Annotated in this window: 16 protein-coding genes; 12 read left to right on the top strand and 4 right to left on the bottom strand. The window is 64.1% G+C overall.

What is annotated here, in order from left to right; translation table 11 throughout:
* Nucleotides 1–37 precede the first annotated feature (37 nt).
* The 7 genes from KBX13_RS07575 to KBX13_RS07605 all read left to right on the top strand — a co-directional run bounded on the left by KBX13_RS07575 (nucleotide 38) and on the right by KBX13_RS07605 (nucleotide 8,609).
* Nucleotides 38–1,381, top strand: coding sequence for a dipeptidase (locus KBX13_RS07575; RefSeq protein WP_256021500.1), 1,344 nt, complete (start codon nucleotides 38–40; stop codon nucleotides 1,379–1,381).
* 706 nt (nucleotides 1,382–2,087) lie between these two features.
* Nucleotides 2,088–5,117 (top strand): Na+/H+ antiporter subunit A, encoded by a 3,030-nt coding sequence (locus tag KBX13_RS07580; protein WP_256021502.1) that lies wholly within the window; start codon nucleotides 2,088–2,090, stop codon nucleotides 5,115–5,117.
* Entirely contained in the window at nucleotides 5,117–5,611 is a 495-nt protein-coding gene (locus KBX13_RS07585; RefSeq protein WP_256021504.1) for a Na(+)/H(+) antiporter subunit C, read from the top strand. The genes KBX13_RS07580 and KBX13_RS07585 overlap by 1 nt, the downstream gene beginning before the upstream one ends.
* Nucleotides 5,601–7,385, top strand: coding sequence for a Na+/H+ antiporter subunit D (locus KBX13_RS07590; RefSeq protein ID WP_256021505.1), 1,785 nt, complete (start codon nucleotides 5,601–5,603; stop codon nucleotides 7,383–7,385). The genes KBX13_RS07585 and KBX13_RS07590 overlap by 11 nt, the downstream gene beginning before the upstream one ends.
* On the top strand, nucleotides 7,382–7,903 hold the full coding sequence (locus tag KBX13_RS07595) for a Na+/H+ antiporter subunit E (RefSeq protein WP_256021507.1): 522 nt from the start codon (nucleotides 7,382–7,384) through the stop codon (nucleotides 7,901–7,903). Before KBX13_RS07590 ends, KBX13_RS07595 begins: the two co-directional genes overlap by 4 nt.
* Before the next feature lie 3 nt (nucleotides 7,904–7,906).
* Complete coding sequence (locus KBX13_RS07600; RefSeq protein ID WP_256021508.1) at nucleotides 7,907–8,182, top strand: monovalent cation/H+ antiporter complex subunit F; 276 nt, start codon at nucleotides 7,907–7,909, stop codon at nucleotides 8,180–8,182.
* Nucleotides 8,183–8,195: 13 nt separating this feature from the next.
* Nucleotides 8,196–8,609, top strand: coding sequence for a monovalent cation/H(+) antiporter subunit G (locus tag KBX13_RS07605; protein WP_256021510.1), 414 nt, complete (start codon nucleotides 8,196–8,198; stop codon nucleotides 8,607–8,609).
* Between the two features lie 641 nt (nucleotides 8,610–9,250).
* Here the strand turns inward: KBX13_RS07605 and KBX13_RS07610 are convergent.
* From KBX13_RS07610 to KBX13_RS07620, 3 genes are all read right to left on the bottom strand, one after another.
* A complete protein-coding gene (locus KBX13_RS07610) occupies nucleotides 9,251–9,640 on the bottom strand; it encodes a Panacea domain-containing protein (protein ID WP_256021511.1) in 390 nt (129 codons plus the stop codon).
* Nucleotides 9,641–10,060: 420 nt separating this feature from the next.
* A complete protein-coding gene (locus KBX13_RS07615; protein ID WP_070478205.1) occupies nucleotides 10,061–11,194 on the bottom strand; it encodes a glutamate--cysteine ligase in 1,134 nt (377 codons plus the stop codon).
* Between the two features lie 42 nt (nucleotides 11,195–11,236).
* Nucleotides 11,237–11,983: a LytR C-terminal domain-containing protein gene (locus tag KBX13_RS07620; RefSeq protein ID WP_256021513.1), complete on the bottom strand. Its 747-nt coding sequence runs from the start codon at nucleotides 11,981–11,983 to the stop codon at nucleotides 11,237–11,239.
* A gap of 20 nt (nucleotides 11,984–12,003) precedes the next feature.
* On the opposite strand from KBX13_RS07620, the gene KBX13_RS07625 reads away from it, so the two are divergent.
* Entirely contained in the window at nucleotides 12,004–12,234 is a 231-nt protein-coding gene (locus tag KBX13_RS07625; RefSeq protein WP_256021514.1) for a hypothetical protein, read from the top strand.
* Between the two features lie 165 nt (nucleotides 12,235–12,399).
* On the opposite strand, the gene KBX13_RS07630 is transcribed toward KBX13_RS07625, so the two are convergent.
* Entirely contained in the window at nucleotides 12,400–12,615 is a 216-nt protein-coding gene (locus KBX13_RS07630) for a DUF3263 domain-containing protein (protein WP_256021516.1), read from the bottom strand.
* Between the two features lie 16 nt (nucleotides 12,616–12,631).
* Here KBX13_RS07630 and KBX13_RS07635 point away from each other — a divergent pair, with 16 nt between their 5' ends.
* From KBX13_RS07635 to cls, 4 genes are read left to right on the top strand one after another with little or no spacing between them, the layout of a single operon-like run.
* A complete protein-coding gene (locus tag KBX13_RS07635) occupies nucleotides 12,632–13,204 on the top strand; it encodes a peptide deformylase (RefSeq protein ID WP_256008458.1) in 573 nt (190 codons plus the stop codon).
* Nucleotides 13,205–13,220: 16 nt separating this feature from the next.
* Nucleotides 13,221–13,748, top strand: coding sequence for a hypothetical protein (locus KBX13_RS07640; RefSeq protein WP_256021517.1), 528 nt, complete (start codon nucleotides 13,221–13,223; stop codon nucleotides 13,746–13,748).
* A 9-nt stretch (nucleotides 13,749–13,757) separates the two neighbouring features.
* Entirely contained in the window at nucleotides 13,758–14,549 is a 792-nt protein-coding gene (locus KBX13_RS07645; RefSeq protein WP_256021519.1) for an exodeoxyribonuclease III, read from the top strand.
* 5 nt (nucleotides 14,550–14,554) lie between these two features.
* Nucleotides 14,555–16,036, top strand: a complete 1,482-nt coding sequence (cls, locus tag KBX13_RS07650; RefSeq protein WP_370687321.1) for a cardiolipin synthase — start codon at nucleotides 14,555–14,557, stop codon at nucleotides 16,034–16,036.
* The last annotated feature ends 263 nt before the right edge of the window (nucleotides 16,037–16,299 follow it).

A 16,299-nucleotide genomic window follows, 5' to 3' on the forward strand; every position in this document is an offset into this window, starting at 1 on the left:
GAATTGTACCCCCTCGGTTGGTGGTACTTTCGACCACATGACACAAACAGCTTTTACCCCAAACCGTGGCCGCATTTTCGACGACCTCTCCGCCCTCGTCAGCTTCAACTCCCCACACTCCACCCCCGAGCTTGCTGACCAGCATGAAGCCGCCTGCGCCTGGACGGTTTCCGCGCTCGAAGCCCTCGGGTTGGACGTGACCCGCCACGCGACCGTCGATAATGCTGACACCATCATCGCCACCAAAGCCCCAGTCGGCGACGCCCCCACCGTCCTCCTCTACTCCCACTACGACGTCGTACCCGCCAACAACCCCGACGCCTGGACCAGCGACCCCTTCACCCTCACCGAACGCGACGGCCGCTGGTACGGCCGCGGCGCCGCCGACTGCAAAGGCAACCTCGCCATGCACCTCGAAGCACTGCGCCTCATCCAGGCCAACGGCGGCACCGACCTCGGCATCAAAGTCGTCGTCGAAGGCTCCGAGGAGCTCGGCGGCGACGACGGCCTCGGCAAACTTATCGACGCCCACCCCGACCTCTTCCGCGCCGACGCCATCATGATCGCCGACTCGGGCAACGCCGCCGTCGGCGTCCCAACGCTCACCACCTCCCTGCGCGGCGGCGCCCAGATCAACGTGACCGTCGAAACGCTGGAAGGCGCCGTCCACTCCGGCTCCTTCGGCGGCGCAGCCCCCGACGCCGCCCACGCCCTGGTCCGCATCACTGACTCCCTCTTCGACGACACCGGCCGCACCACCATCGACGGCGTCGACTGCACCGCCACCTGGGACGGCCAGCCCTACCCCGCCGACACCTTCGCCACCGACGCCGGCGTTCTCGACGGCGTCACCCTCAACGGCACCCCCGACGACAACCCCGCCGACATGGTCTGGGCCCGCCCCGCCATCACCATGATCGGCTTCACCTCCACCCCCGTCGCCGACGCCGTCAACGCCGTCAACCACCGCGCCGAAGCCCAATACAACCTCCGCGTCCCTGCAGGCACCGACGCCGCCGCCATCGCCAACGCCGTCAAGGAGCACATCCACGCCCACACCCCCAACGGCGCCCACGTCACCGTCGAAATCTCCGGCGTCAACGAACCATTCGCCACCGACCCAGAACACCCCGCCATCGCCCTGTTCGGCGACTGCCTCCAAACCGCCTACGACGGCGCCGACCTCGCCCTCATCGGCTCCGGCGGCTCCATCCCACTGACCATCACGCTGCAGAACCACTTCCCCGACGCCGCCATCGCCCTCTACGGCGTCGAGGAACCGCAGTGCGGCATCCACGGCGTCGACGAATCCGTCGACCCCACCGAAATCGAACGCATCGCGGTGGCCGAAGCGCTCTTCCTGCAGCAGTACGGGAAGTAGCCGGGTTTTGGCTGGCTGGGGCGCTGCCTGGGCGCCGCCAAAACCCAAACTGTAGTAACAGGATGGTAGCAATCCGCATTTCGCACGTTTTTTCGAGGATTACTACAATCCACCTACTACACTTTGCAGATTTGGGGGTTTTCGAACTTCTATTTGCCGGTCGACCCTCCCCGTTTGCCGCCTCCAAGGTTAAAAGCGTGCGCTTAGAAGCGTGCGATGCAGGTCGCACATTTTCACCGGCCAGAGACGGTTTCCGGCGACCAGCGTCGCACTCCTTTAACACCTCGACACGAACAAGATCACGTGAAAGCCACGGCGCGCGAACCCGTCACCTCGGAAAAGTTCCCGCGATCAGCGTTGAACCCGGGAACTTTCTTTGTGGACAGCCGTCGCGACCTGCAGAAACGCAACCGATGGTCGACCGGAACCAGCCTGAAACGCAAAATGGTTCCCAGTCGCGGGAACTTTTTCGAAGGGGGCGCGGGCGCGAGGCGCAGGCGCACGAGGGGGCCAGACAGGCAGGCCAACCAGGGCGAAAACCGTTCGCAAAATGTCGGGGCTGTGAGTACAGTGAATTTTTGTTGGTCGCGCCACTGATCATGACGCGCCTTGTTTCTAGTTTCGACGGTGCATGGTGGGCAGCTGCGTTGCTGTGGCGCGCCGAAGCTGAAGAAGCTGATGAAGCTGAACAAGGAGGGCCCGGGTTGTGTTGACGCTACTTGTCGCGCTATTCGTCGCGACTGCGGCGGCGCCGTTGTTGATCCGTACGATCGGTAGGTCGGCGTTTGCGCTGGTTGCGTTGGTGCCGCTGGGCGGGTTCGCGTGGATGGTGTACCTGTTCGCAAAGGGTGTCTTTGTGGATGGTGGGGAGATCGTTTCGCGGATTCCGTGGATGCCGTCGGCGGAGTTGAACCTGGATTTCAGGTTGGACGCCCTGGCGGGCTTGTTCAGTTTGATTATTTTGGGCGTCGGCTCCTTGGTGTTGTTGTACTGCTGGGGGTATTTCGATTCGAATCCGCGCAGGTTGGCCAAGTTTGGCGGGGAGCTGACCATGTTCGCCTCCGTGATGTACGGGTTGGTGATTTCGGACAGTTTCTTGCTGATGTACGTGTTTTGGGAGTTGACGTCGATACTCTCGTACATGCTGGTCAGCTATTACGGTGAGCGGGCTTCTTCACGACGCGCCGCCATCCAGGCCCTGATGATTACGACGTTTGGCGGGCTGGCGATGCTCGTCGGTATTAACTTGCTGGGCTACAAGACGGGCATTTGGCGGCTCAGCGAGGTCTCCCAGTTTGCGAATATTGAGAATACGCCTGCGATTTCGACGGCAATTGTGCTGATTATGTTGGGGGCGATGACGAAGTCGGCGCAGGCCCCGTGGCACATTTGGTTGCCGGGAGCGATGGCGGCGCCGACGCCGGTGTCGGCGTACTTGCACTCGGCGGCGATGGTGAAAGCCGGGATTTACCTGGTGGCGCGCCTGGCGCCGGATATGGCGGTGGTGAGTACGTGGCATCTGGTGGTGCTTTCGACGGGCGTGTTCACCATGATCCTGGGTGGCTGGTTGGCGCTGAAGCAGCGTGACCTGAAGCTGATCCTGGCGTACGGCACGGTGTCGCAGCTGGGCTTTATCACGACGGTGATCGGCATTGGGTCGCGTGAGGCGACAATGGCTGGCCTGGCGATTACGTTTGGGCACTCGATGTTTAAGGCGACGCTGTTCATGATTGTCGGCGCGATTGACCACACGACGGGCACCCGCGACATCCACGAGCTTTCGGGGTTGGCGAAGCGGGAGCCGTTTGTGGCGTTTCTGGCGGCGGTGTCGGCGGCATCGATGGCGGGTATTCCGCCGTTCTTCGGCTTTGTGGCGAAGGAATCGGCGCTCGAGGCGGTGCTCAACGAGGAGATGCTGCACGGCATGCCGGGCTACATGACGTTGGTGGCGATCGTCGCTGGTTCCATCCTGACCATGGCGTACTCGCTGTACTTCTGGTGGTCCGCCTTTGCGACGAAGCCAGCACACAACAACGGCGAGTCGGAGGCGGTGCGCGAGATGCACCCGATCGGCCCGACCCTGTGGATTTCGCCGACGGTGCTGACCACGCTGACGGTGGTGTGCGGTATTTTCCCGGTGCTGCTGTCGACGGCGTTCAACGAGTACCTGGACGTGCGCTTCCCCGGCGGCGAGCAGCAGGAGTTGGCGCTGTGGCACGGGATAACGATCCCGCTGGTGCTGACGGCCGTGATTGTGCTGGGTGGCGTCGTCATGTTCTGGCAGCGTGCGTTGCTGAAGCCGCTGCAGACGGGCAAGCCGGCGCTCGGCGATGGTGACGACCTGTGGGACGCGCTGCTCGCACAGCTGCGCACGGCGTCGCTGCGCTTGACGGCGTCGACGCAGCGCGGTTCCCTGGTGATCAACCTCGGCGTGATTTTCGCGGTGTTGGCCGTGGTGCCGCTGGCGGCGCTGGTGCTGGGCCGCTCGAACGATATTCGGATGCTGCTGTGGGATTCGCCGTGGCAGGGCTTGGTGGTGTTCATCATGGTCTGCATGGCAGTCTTTGCGACGGTCCAGCGCAACCGCCTCTCAGCCGTAGTGATGGTGGGGCTGACCGGCTACGGCATGGCGACGATCTTCGCCCTGCACGGCGCGCCGGATCTGGCGCTGACGCAGGCCTTGGTGGAGACCATCGTGATGGTGGTGTTCATGCTGATCCTTCGCAAGATGCCGACGGAGGTCGAGCCCCGCAACGAGGACAACCGGGCCCGCGCCTGGCTGTCGATTCTGACGGGCGTCTCGGTTGTGGTGGTGGCCATGTTCGCGATGAGCGCGCGCACCGCCGACCCGATCTCGGTGTTCATGCCGGAGCTGGCGCACGACATCGGCCACGGACGCAACACGGTGAACGTGCTGCTCGTGGACCTGCGCGCGGCCGATACGTTCGGCGAGATCATCGTGCTGGTGATCGCGGCAACGGGCGTGGCCAGCCTGATCTTCGGCACCGGCAAGTTCGGGCGCTCCTCAAGGCGCCCGACGCTGTCCACCACGAAGGCGCGCTGGCTGGCCAGCGGCGTGGACTCGGAGACGGCGCAGAACCGTTCGTTGATGGTGGACGTCGCAACGCGGATCCTGTTCCCGTCGATGATCCTGCTGTCCCTGTACTTCTTCTTTGGCGGCCACAACGCACCCGGCGGCGGCTTCGCCGGCGGGCTGGTGGCGGCGCTGGCGTTCACGCTGCGCTACCTCGCAGGCGGGCGCCAGGAAATCGAGGAGGCGCTGCCAGTGGACCCGGCGAAGCTGCTGGGCACCGGCATGCTGTTCTCTTTCGCCGCGGCGGTGACCCCGATGTTCTTCGGCAACCCGCCGCTCACGTCCGGCTACACCACGGTCACGTTGCCGCTTATCGGCTCGTTTGATGTCACCTCGGCACTCGTGTTCGACGGCGGCGTGTACTTCATCGTCGTCGGCCTGACCCTGCACATCCTGACCTCCATGGGCGGCTACCTCGACCAAGAGGAAGACAACCGCAAGCAGTACGCTCGCCAGCGCGCCCGTGAGCTGCAGGAGAAGAATAAACGACGCCGCGAGGCGCAGGCGGCGAAACGGTTGGAGCGAGAGAGCCGTCGAGAAGTGGTCACTGGTGACGGTGACGCGACGGCGGGGCGCGGCAGGGCGTCGACAATTGGGGCGCCGGTGCACACCACCGCGCGTGGCCGCGAAAGGAGCGAGTGATGGAAGCGAACCTGTTCCTGCTCATTGGGTCGGGTGTGCTCGTGGCCACCGGCGTGTACCTGATGCTCGATAGGGCGCTGACCCGCATGATCATGGGCGTGCTGCTGCTCGGCAACGGCGCGAACCTGCTGCTGCTGCAATCCGGCGGACAGGCCGGCTCCCCGCCGATCATTGGACGCATGTCCACCCTGTTCGGCGAGCGCACCGCCGACCCGCTCACGCAGGCGATGATCCTCACCGCGATTGTCATTTCGATGGCGATGGTCGCGTTCATGCTGGCCCTGGCCTACCGCCAGTACCGCTACCGCACCGACGACATCATCGAACGCGACGAGGAAGACCGCGCAATCGCCGCCCGCCCCAAGACCGCGGCGGCGGCCCCCGACCACGACGCCTCCGACGACCCAGAGACCGGACGCATGAGCTCCGAGGGCGACGCCTTCGGCCCCCGCTCCTTCGAAGACCCCGTCAAGGAGGCCGACGATGACGAATAACCTGTTCGAGTTCGCCCACTGGGCGCTGCCCGCCATGCCGATCCTCACCGTCATGCCGCTGCTGCTGCCAGCACTCGCCGCGGCGCTGATCCTGGTCACCGGGCGCGCCGTCACCCTGCAGCGCACCATCGCGCTGACCACACTGCTCGCGCTGGCCGTCATCTCGGGTGCGATGATCATCATCGCAGATGTCCACGGCATCCAGACCGTCCAGATGGGCGGCTGGGAAGCACCCATCGGCATCACGTTGGTGGCGGACCGCCTGTCCACCATCATGGTGTTCGTCTCCTCCATCGTGCTGTTCGCCGTCATGTGGTACGGCATCTCCCAAGGGCTTCGCGACGGCGACGAGGACGACCCAGTCGCCGTCTTCCTCCCCGTCTACATGCTGCTGTGCATGGGCGTGAACCTGTCCTTCCTCGCCGGCGACCTGTTCAACCTGTACGTCGGCTTCGAGGTCTTCCTCGTGGCCTCGTACGTGCTGCTCACTCTCGGCGCCTCGCCGGGGCGTGTGCGCGCCGGCATCGGCTACGTGATGGTCTCCATGGCGTCCTCGATGGTGTTCCTGTTCGCGCTCGCGCTGATCTACTCCTCCACCGGCACGGTGAGCATGGCGCAGGTCGGCCAGCGCATGGCCGAGGTCCCGGACGGCACGCGCGCCGCGATCTTCGCCACGCTGCTCGTCGCGTTCGGCATCAAAGCGGCCGTCTTCCCGCTCGACGCCTGGCTCCCAGACTCCTACCCCACCGCCGCCTCCCTGGTCACCGCGGTGTTCGCCGGGCTGCTCACTAAGGTGGGCGTCTACGCCATCATTCGCGTCCGCACCACCATATTTATCGACGGCTCCCTCGACACCCTCCTGATGTGGGTCGCACTACTGACCATGGTCATCGGAGTAATGGGAGCGCTCGCGCAGAACGACATCAAGCGTCTCCTCTCCTTCACCCTCGTCAGCCACATCGGCTACATGATCTTCGGCATCGCCCTCGGCACCGTCGCCGGCCTGTCCGGCGCCATCTTCTACGCCGTGCACCACATCCTGGTGCAGACCTCGCTCTTCCTGGTCGTCGGCCTGATCGAGCGCCAGGCCGGGTCCGCGCAGCTGCGCCGCCTCGGCTCCCTGCTCTACACCGCGCCACTGATCGCGCTGCTCTACTTCATCCCAGCGCTCAACCTGGGCGGCATCCCGCCGTTTTCCGGGTTCCTCGGCAAGGTCATGCTCATCCAGGCCGGCGCCGCCGAAGGCTCCTGGCTCGCCTGGGTGCTCATCGCAGGGGCCGTCGTCACCTCCTTGTTGACGCTCTACGCCATGATCCTCGTCTGGTCCAAGGGCTTCCTGCGCGACCGCGCCGACGCCCCCGAATCCGTCGCCATGGCGCGTCCCTCATCGCTTACCGAGCGCCACGACACCATCGCCGTCGACGACCGCGCCGACGTCGGCCGCATCCCCGCCGGCATGCTGCTGTCCACCGCGCTCCTCGTAGCGACGTCCGTGGCCATCACGTTCCTCGCCGGCCCGATCTCCGCCATCACCGACCGCGCCGCCGAATCCGCCAGCGACCAACGCATCTACCAACACGCCGTCCTGTCCGGCGACCCCGCCAACCCGACCCGGGACCTCGACGCCTTCCGCCAACCCACCGACTCCGGCGGCGGCAAAGACGCGCTCGCCCGCAAGTCGTCGCGTTCGAGTGACGGAGAGGACGTCGTCACGACAGAACGAGTCCCCCTCCCCGCCAGCGCAACCGCCGAACCGACAGGAGCACACCGATGAACCACCTCCTCACCGGCATCCGAAACCGCTTCCGCGGCGCCTTCGTCCTCTGGCTCGCATTCATGTGGGTCCTCATGCAAGGCGACCTGACCTGGGGTAACGTCGCCGCCGGGCTGGCGCTCGGCGTCCTGATCGTGCTCGTGCTGCCGCTGCCGAACATCCCCCGCAGCGGCAACAAAATCCACTGGGGCAAACTGCTGCTGTTCGTACTGCAGTGGTTCGCCGACCTCATCGTCGCCTCCGCCAAAGTCTCCTGGCTCGCGCTGCGGCCCGCCGCCCCACCCAAGAATGCCATCCTCCGCGTGCCCATGCGCGTCTCCGACGACCTGGTCCTCTACCTCGCCACCTGCGCCTACAACCTGCAACCCGGCGGCAGCGTCTCCGACATCGACATCGCCAACCGCGAATGGACCATCCACGTCCTCCACGCCGACAACCAAACCGACATCGACCGCGAAATCGCCAACGTGGCAAAACTCGAGCGCCAAATGATCGACATCTTCGAAAGCAGGCGATAACCCATGAACCCCCAGGTATACAACGCATTCCTCATCGTCGCCGGCGTCTTCCTCGCCATCGGCTTCCTCGTGCTGGCCTGGCGAGTCATCGTCGGCCCCGACTCCATGGACCGCGTCCTCGGCAACGACGCCATCACCGCATCACTCCAATGCATGCTGGCCCTCTACATCTGCTGGACGCTCGACACCACCGTCGTCAACGTCATGATGGTGATCGCACTCCTCGGCTTCATCGCCTCCCTGTCCGTCGCCCGCTTCCGCAAACGCGACAACTCCTAGGAAGGACCCACCAATGACACTCGCATTCTTCCTCGACGCCGCCTCCCTCGTCTTCATCCTCCCCGGCGCCTTCATGGTGTTCTCTGCCGCCATCGGCACCGCCCGATTCCAATCCACCATGGCGCGCATCCACGCCATCACGAAGCCCCAAACCACGGGGCTGGTCCTCATGATCATCGGAACGATTATTCGACTCTCGAATGGGCAGGCCGCCGGCACCGGCGAGGCTGTCGGCACCCACGAACTTCACGACATCGGCGTCATCCTCATCCTGCTCATCTTCGCCCTGATGACCAACCCCGTCACCGCGCAGCGCCTCGGCCGCGTCGCCCGACGCGAAGGCCTCTACGGCAGCCCCGACACCCTCAGCCGCAACGACCGCCCCGCCGCCTACCACCCCAAGCGCGTCGACCCCACCAAGAAGTAGGGTCTGCTGCTGAGCTTGCTGCGCACCAAATTCCTGGATTCCCCCGCGAACGCCCAAGGTGTTTCCCCAGGTCGCGCGCACCCCACGTGGGAATTTGGTGCTCAAGGTCCAGACCCACTAGGTATTTCGCTTCTCTACAGGGCAAACGGCATGGTGAGGGTCGTACCACAATACCCGGAATAGGTCACCGGATCGGAAGCCCCATAATCGGGTCTCGCCAGATAGGCGGAATCGAAACACGCGCTCCTCCGCAGAGGGCAGCGCTTGGATGCGCTTTTGGGCGTCGACACTTAGGGTCGAAACGTGTTGGTCATGGTTGCGGGGTCGTTTCTTCCGGCCGGACATGACGGTCTCAGCAAGGCACTCTTTCCATGTCTTTCGTGAAATGCTCTCCAAAAATGTCAAGAGCTCTTTCGTCTCTTTGGCCTCCAGCGACCATCGGCACAAGCTCTCACCAGGAGGGATGTCCAATTCAGCGACAGTCCACCGAACAGGCATTTCCCGCCAGGCACTTTGTGTCGCCTCACTGGGCACGCTTTTATCGCCTGCCACCGGCGACAAGTGCGGAACACGCTTACCCCCGAAGTTGTTTTGCTGACGCGCAAGCTTCTTCCTACTACGCTTTCCCCCACCCACGCGAACTACACCGCAGACGCCGACTGCATCGAACTGTAGAAATCCTGCATGACTTCCTGACTCACCTCATTCGTAGAGGGTGCCCCCGCTGCAACGCCTTCACGGGCTTCCCGCCAGGGCCGCTCGCCATGCGCGAGGTCGCTCAACTGTTGGCCAGTGAGATGTCCGTATGCGTCGAGCACAGTATCGATCGTCTCCCGCTCATCGTTTGTGAGCCGGTGAGCATCGCCGGGAAACATTGCAGGGGTCGCGGTGAAGTGCCCACGGTGTTGGTTGTATAGTTCGCGGCACACTGGGCCGTTCGCCCAGGCCTCGAAACGGGAGCTAAAAAGCGGCTTCTCGTCCCAGACCAAGCTCCAAGCCTGTGCGTAGTAAACGAGTTTTTGCAGCTTCATGGTACTCAGGCTTTCCCCCTGACGCTCCAAAATGTATCTCGCCACATCATTCACGTTTGCCATGCTGTTCCCCTCTCAACACTTATCGACGCCAACCCTACCCCATCAAGCATCAACCAACCCCTACACGCACCACATTCCTGGATTTCCCCTAGGCCGCCTCGACGTTTCCCCAGGTCGCTGAGTGCGTGGGTGGGAATGTGGTGTCACCCCAACCGGCTCGAGTGACAAAAGACGCAGTTCTTGTTGGGGGAAGGGGTAAAAGCCCAGGTCGCGAAAAGGGCTTGCGTCCTTTGGCACTGCTACATGAGGACAAGCACCAAATTCCTGTATTCGGGCTGGGCGCGCACACAAAAGCCCAGGTCGCCCGCGCCCCACGTGGGAATGTGGTGCACAGAGCCCCAAGTACCCAGGAAGGGCCTACCCCCAGGTCATCTCCTGCATCTCGGCGCAGGTGGCGGCGACGACGTCGTGCCAGGAGCCGGTCATTTCGTAGATGCGGCGTTGCCGCTGGTAGCCGGCGCCGCGCTGCATGATCTCTAGCACGAGGTTCAGCTCGCGCGTGCACCCAAGCTGCGCAGCCACAGGCTGCAGGGTGTCCACCAACGTAACCAGTTCGTCGCGGAGCCAGCGTTCGTCGGTGTCGCGGCTGGTGATTACTAGGGCGTCGAGGCCGTAGCGGGCCCCGCGCCACTTGTTTTCGGCGACGTGCCAGGGCTGGAGCGTGGGGAGGGCTTCGCCGGCGTCGAGAAGCTGGTCGTAGTAGACGACCAAGCAGTGCGTGAGCGCGACGACCGCGGCGAGTTCGCGCAGGTTGGAGGTGGCGTCGCTGATGCGGACTTCGATGGTGCCCCACTTGGCGGCGGGGCGGACGTCGAAGTGCATGGAGCCGGTGTGGTTGATCACGCCGGAGGTGCGTTGGTCGTCCATGAATTGGACCCATTCGGCCCAGCTTTGGAATTGGTACGGCATCCCGGCGGTGGGAAGCTGCTGGTAGAGCATGGTGCGGTTGGAGGCGTACCCGGTGTCCAGCCCGTCCCAGCCTGGGCTGGATGCGGAGATGGCGAGCAGGTGCGGGTAGTGCGTCATCACCGCGTTGATGATTGGCCAGACGCGGTCTTCGTGACTGATGCCGACGTGGCAGTGAATTCCCCACAGCAGCATTTGCTGACCCCAGTACTGAGTACGGTTGATCATTTCCTTGTAGGAAATTTTGGGGCTGAGGGCTTGCTCGCGGAAGTCGGAAAATGGGTGGCCACCGCTGGCCCACAGGTCGAGGTCGCGGGCGTCAGCTTCAGCGCGCACGACGGCCAAGCTCTCCGCCAGCTTGTCGACGGCCTCTTTCGTGTTCTTACACACCGGAGTAACCAGCTCGACCGTGTTTTGGAGGAACTCCCGCTCGAGGTGGACGTTGGGGTTGGTGGCGGAGATGGCGTCGATAATTTCGGGGGCGCGGGGTACCAGGTCCCGCGTCTCCTTATCGACAACACAGATCTCCCACTCCACTCCCAGTGTCGGCTCGGGGGAACGGGCGAACTCGCGGTATGGATCCATAGGTAGCCAGTCTAAACGTCGCGCGCGGGCCGCGCGGGGGTTTTATTCTCCCGCGAGGACGACAGTGATCGCCTCCGGCTTCTCGACGGCCTCTCGCGGCAAACTCGTATTCGCCGGCACATCCGTCGTCGCCCGAGGCGTACCTCCGATGCGCTGCGCGAGCTCCGCCGCAACCGCGTCCGCGCCCGGCGTGTTCGGGTTAAAGAACACGAAGGTCTGCGGGAACGCGCCGTAGGTCTGCTCCGGCATGTTCATCGCGGCGGCGTCATTGGAGCGGTTCGCCACGTTGTACTGGGCGGCGAGGTCACCGGCGGTGCGGTTCGCCAGATCCGGGATGCCGGAGTTGTTGTAGACGTACACCTGCGCCTGCTCGCGAGCCAGACCGGCGGGGGCAGGAGCTGGTTGTTCCTGCTCGGCTGGCTTTTCGGTGGGCTTGGTTTCTTCGGCTGGTTTTTCCTGCTCGGTGGCCTTCTCGCTTGGTTGCGCCTGCTCCGACGGGTTCGCCGGCGCCGAGATCGCGGTCGTTGCCTGGGTGGCTTGGGTAGCTTGGGCGGTCGTGGCTTCGGTGGTGCCCGGCGCGGCCGCATCCTGACCGTCGCCCTTGTTCATGGCGTAAATGCCCCACAGCAGCAGAAGGGCGGCGACGGCCAGCAAGATCATCGCGACGCCCCGCTTCGGGAACGCCGCCGCCGGCGCCGCTTCGTACTCTTGGCCGTAGTCATCCTCTGCGGGGTCTTCGGCGCGGCGGTGGGCGCCCTGGTACTCGTTCTCAGGATTCACATTAGTCACATGCGCCACTCTAAACGTTTTTGCAGACGTTTACATCTTCCCACGCGCACCACGTGCTTGGTTTCGCCAACCGCCAGTACATTCCGGTCGAGGTGTTCAAGGAGTGCGATGCTGGTCGTCGGAAATCGGCCGGGCTGGATGAAAATGCGCGACCTGCATCGCACGCTTCTAAGCGCACGCTACGAGCAGATTTGAGGCGCGTGCCTGGCCAGGAGCCGGGTCACACCGGCCGCTACCACGCCGCCTACTGAAAAGTTCCCGCGATCGGCGTGATCGCCGGAACTTTTTTCATAGACAGCAGTCGCGACCTGGAGAAACGAAAGCGTTGGTCGACCGGAGCCGGTCCCAAACGCAAAATGGTTCCCGGGCGCGGGAACTTTTTCAAAGCACGAGGGGCCAGAGCGAGCGGAAAACGCTCACCGGTCGCGGAGGCGCTGCAGGCGGCGTACGAGTTGGGGGAATTCGGAGAGGGCGGAGGGGGCGTCGAGAAGGAGGTTGAGTTTTTGATAGTAGCGAACCGGTGTAAGCCCGAGCTGCGTGGTGATGGCTTCTTCTTTGGCGCCGATGGCGCGCGGGGCGTGGGCCTCGAAGGTGAGGATGGCGCGGTCCGAATCTGAAAGCTGCTCAGGCATGCCTATTATGGTAGCCATGACCATTCGACCGATCGTTATTTATGGCGACCCTGTCCTGCACAACCCGACGAAGCCGGTGGAGCAACCCGTCGAGGAGCTGCAGGAACTCATTGCGGACATGCACGAAACGATGGACGCCGCCAACGGCGTGGGCCTGGCCGCGAACCAGATTGGTGTGCCGCTGCGCCTGTTCGTGTACCACTGCCCTGACGGCGACACGATGCGCCGCGGCACCGTGATCAACCCGGTGCTGGAGACAAGCGAGATCCCGAAGACCATGCCGCGCGACGACGGCGAGGACGACGAAGGCTGCCTGTCCGTCCCGGGCGAGGGCTTCCCCACCGGCCGTGCGGACTGGGCCAAGGTCACGGGCCTGGACGAGAACGGCAACGAGATTGAAATTGAGGGCACTGGGTTCTTCGCGCGGTGTCTGCAGCATGAGGTCGGCCACCTGGATGGCTTCGTGTACACGGACGTGCTGACCGGCCGCTACAAGCGGGAGGCGAAGCGCGCGATTAAGGCGAACGGGTGGACGGAGCCGGGCAACACGTGGCTGCCGGGCACGGACGAAGACCCGTTCGGACACTAAAGGCACTATAGCCAAGATGTTTCGCCAGGAAGCGCCCACTGTTGGGGGCAGGGTGACGGTCCGCTACCGCACGGAGTCCGGGGTCAATGAGGCGCTCGGGGAGGTCGTCGGGGTGGACCCGTTACGGGTGCGCCGCCGCGATGGGCGCGAGGTGACCATCACGGAGCCGGTGGCGGTGCGTTCGTTGGCGCCGAGGACGGTTCGGAATTCGGAGATTCGTCGAAAAGAAGTGGAGCTCGCGGAGGCGAACCCGGCGCCGGTGCAGGAGTGGGTCGAGGGGTGGCTGGCCCGCGCGGGCGCCGCGAACCCGCAGGATAATACGGCGGTGCCGTTGGGCCCGTCGGCGGCACTCGCGCCGCTGCCACTCACCGAGCTCAAGGAGTTTTACGACGCCCACTCCCTCCCAGTGCGCCTGTTGGTGCCGGAGCGCATCGGCAAGGCGGCGGAGAAGCACGCGGCGCGGCACCCGGAGCTGTGGGAGGTCGGCCCGGAGGAGATCGTGGACGATGACCACCATCGGCGGCGTGTCCTGCGTCTGCGCTAGGGTATTGGCATGCGCATCGCCACTTGGAACGTGAACTCTGTACGTACGCGGGCGGAGAGGATCGCCGCTTTCCTCGACCGCAACGACGTCGACGTGTTGGCCATGCAAGAAACGAAGACGAAGGACGCCACGTTCCCCTACTCCACGTTCGAGGCGGCGGGCTACGAGGTCGCGCATGTGGGCTACAACCAGTGGAATGGTGTGGCTATCGCGTCGCGGGTGGGGCTGGAGAACGTGCGGACACACTTTGAGCGCCAACCGGCGTTCGCGAAGAAGGGCGATCCGGTTGTGGAGGCCCGGGCGGTCGGGGCGAGCTGTGGGGGCGTCGATATATGGAGCTTGTACGTGCCGAATGGCCGTGAGATCGGCGACCCGCACTACGACTACAAGCTCGAGTTCCTCTACTCCCTGCGCGAGACCGTGGACCCGCAAGCGTTGCAGCTGTTCACGGGCGATTTCAACATTGCGCCGCGCGACGAGGACGTGTGGGACATCGCCTGGTTTGAGGGCAAGACACACGTCACGGAGCCGGAGCGCGCCGCGTTCCAGATGCTGCTGGAGTCCGGCTTGGAGGAGATCCGCCACGCGGACCCCTACTCGTTCTGGGACTACAAGTCCATGCGCTTCCCCAAGAACGAAGGCATGCTTATAGACTTCCACTTAGCGACGCCCCCTCTCGCCCGCCGCCTGCAACAGGCTTGGGTGGACGTGGCGGAGCGCGACGGCAAGGGCGCATCGGATCACGCGCCCGTCATCGCTGATTACGACACCGCCGACCTCGCACTCGACCAGGTGCGGTAGCCATGTTGTCTCTGTTCAGTGGCCTCTCCCTGTGGCAGCTCATCGCCATGGGCATCGACTACGCCATCAAGTTCGTCATGATTGGCGTGGTGCCGTCGAACCGCAAGCCGTCGAGCGCGAACGCTTGGCTGCTACTCATTCTGCTGCTCCCGTTCGTGGGCCTGCCGCTGTACCTGCTGATGGGGTCCAAGTACGTCTCGCAGCGGCGCCACCGCATCCAGAAGGAAGCGAACGCCGTCCTCAACGACGTCTACTCCGACATCCCCGACATTCCCGCCGGTCAGCAGGCGAACCCAGAAGTGACCTCGATGATCACGCTGAACCGCACCCTGACCGGCTTCCCCGCCGTGCACGGCAGCGCGGTCGCCATGTGGGCGGATTACGAGAAGACGATGGTGCGGATTGCGGAGCTCGTCGATAAGGCGGAAGCATACGTCGACATCGAGATTTATGCGGTGGCCTGGGACAACACCACCGCCATTGTGTTTGAGGCGTTGGAGCGTGCCGTGGCCCGCGGCGTCCACGTCCGCCTCCTATTCGACCACATCGGTTCCATGAAATACCCCGGCTTCCGCGCGCTGAAACGGCGCCTGACGAAGGCCGGCATCCACTGGCACCTCATGTTGCCGCTGAGCCTGCTCAAGGGCCGCTTCCGCCGCCCGGATCTGCGCAACCACCGCAAACTCATCATTATCGACGGCCACACCGCCATGATGGGCTCCATGAACCTCATCGACCGCACCTACCTCACCCGCCAACACCGCGCCGCCGGACGCCAATGGGTCGACGCCTTCGTGGAGCTCCAAGGGCCCATCGTCACTTCCATCGAGGCGCTGTTCGCCGTGGACTGGTACTCCGAATCCGGCGAACCCATCGAGCTCACCGCCCCCTTGGACCTCGGCGCCCCCGCAGACGCGAACCTGGTCCAGCTCATCCCGTCGGGGCCCGGCTACCAGGCCGAACCGAACCTGCGGATGTTTAACACCCTCATCCACCACGCCAAAGAACACCTGGTGCTCTGCTCCCCCTATTTCGTGCCCGAGGACTCACTGCTGGAGGCCATCACCACCGCCTGCTACCGCGGCGTGCGCGTGGACCTGCTCGTTGGCCAGAAGGCAGACCAGTTCATGGTGCAGCACGCCCAGTCCTCCTACTACCAACAACTTCTCGAGGCCGGGGTGCGCATCTGGGAGTTCCCCGCCCCCTACGTCCTGCACACCAAGTTCCTGCTCGTCGACCCCACCTCGAAGGAGCCCGGCGCCGCCGTCGGCGTGCTTGGCTCCTCCAACATGGACATTCGTAGTTTCTCACTCAACTACGAAAGCTCACTCTTAATTTGCGACGGCCCCCTCCTCCGCAACCTCAACCAACTCGCCGACACGTACCTGTCGGTGACTCGCGAGCTCACGCTGGAGCGCTGGAACACGCGGCCGTGGTACCGCCGCTACATCGACAACGTGATGAAGCTGACCTCGGCGTTGCAGTAGCCGCACGCTGCCAGTGCCAAAGGACGCAACCACATCCGAAAAACCCGGCAAAAGCCCAGGTCACGGAAAACTGGTTGCGTCCTTTGGCACTGCCCCACAGCCAGGCACACCAAATTCCCTCACAACCCCTAGGTGGCAGGCTGGTTGTGGGCCAGAACCCGAAGGAGGTCCGCACCCATGTCCCCACACGATATTCCCCCGCTGATCCCCAAGCCACCAGAGAAGGATTGGGCAGATTACAACACCGACCCCGACCCCGACAA

This window comes from Corynebacterium sp. CCUG 51687, assembly GCF_024453995.1.
Taxonomy (GTDB): Bacteria; Actinomycetota; Actinomycetes; order Mycobacteriales; family Mycobacteriaceae; genus Corynebacterium; species Corynebacterium pseudogenitalium.

Bases quoted from the DNA above. Each gene is read 5' to 3' on its own strand.
- KBX13_RS07575 (WP_256021500.1), top strand. From the start codon at position 38: ATGACACAAACAGCTTTTACCCCAAACCGTGGCCGCATTTTCGACGAC.
- KBX13_RS07585 (WP_256021504.1), top strand. From the start codon at position 5,117: ATGGAAGCGAACCTGTTCCTGCTCATTGGGTCGGGTGTGCTCGTGGCC.
- KBX13_RS07590 (WP_256021505.1), top strand. From the start codon at position 5,601: ATGACGAATAACCTGTTCGAGTTCGCCCACTGGGCGCTGCCCGCCATG.
- KBX13_RS07595 (WP_256021507.1), top strand. From the start codon at position 7,382: ATGAACCACCTCCTCACCGGCATCCGAAACCGCTTCCGCGGCGCCTTC.
- KBX13_RS07600 (WP_256021508.1), top strand. From the start codon at position 7,907: ATGAACCCCCAGGTATACAACGCATTCCTCATCGTCGCCGGCGTCTTC.
- KBX13_RS07605 (WP_256021510.1), top strand. From the start codon at position 8,196: ATGACACTCGCATTCTTCCTCGACGCCGCCTCCCTCGTCTTCATCCTC.
- KBX13_RS07610 (WP_256021511.1), bottom strand. From the start codon at position 9,640: ATGAAGCTGCAAAAACTCGTTTACTACGCACAGGCTTGGAGCTTGGTC.
- KBX13_RS07615 (WP_070478205.1), bottom strand. From the start codon at position 11,194: ATGGATCCATACCGCGAGTTCGCCCGTTCCCCCGAGCCGACACTGGGA.
- KBX13_RS07630 (WP_256021516.1), bottom strand. From the start codon at position 12,615: ATGCCTGAGCAGCTTTCAGATTCGGACCGCGCCATCCTCACCTTCGAG.
- KBX13_RS07635 (WP_256008458.1), top strand. From the start codon at position 12,632: ATGACCATTCGACCGATCGTTATTTATGGCGACCCTGTCCTGCACAAC.
- KBX13_RS07640 (WP_256021517.1), top strand. From the start codon at position 13,221: ATGTTTCGCCAGGAAGCGCCCACTGTTGGGGGCAGGGTGACGGTCCGC.
- KBX13_RS07645 (WP_256021519.1), top strand. From the start codon at position 13,758: ATGCGCATCGCCACTTGGAACGTGAACTCTGTACGTACGCGGGCGGAG.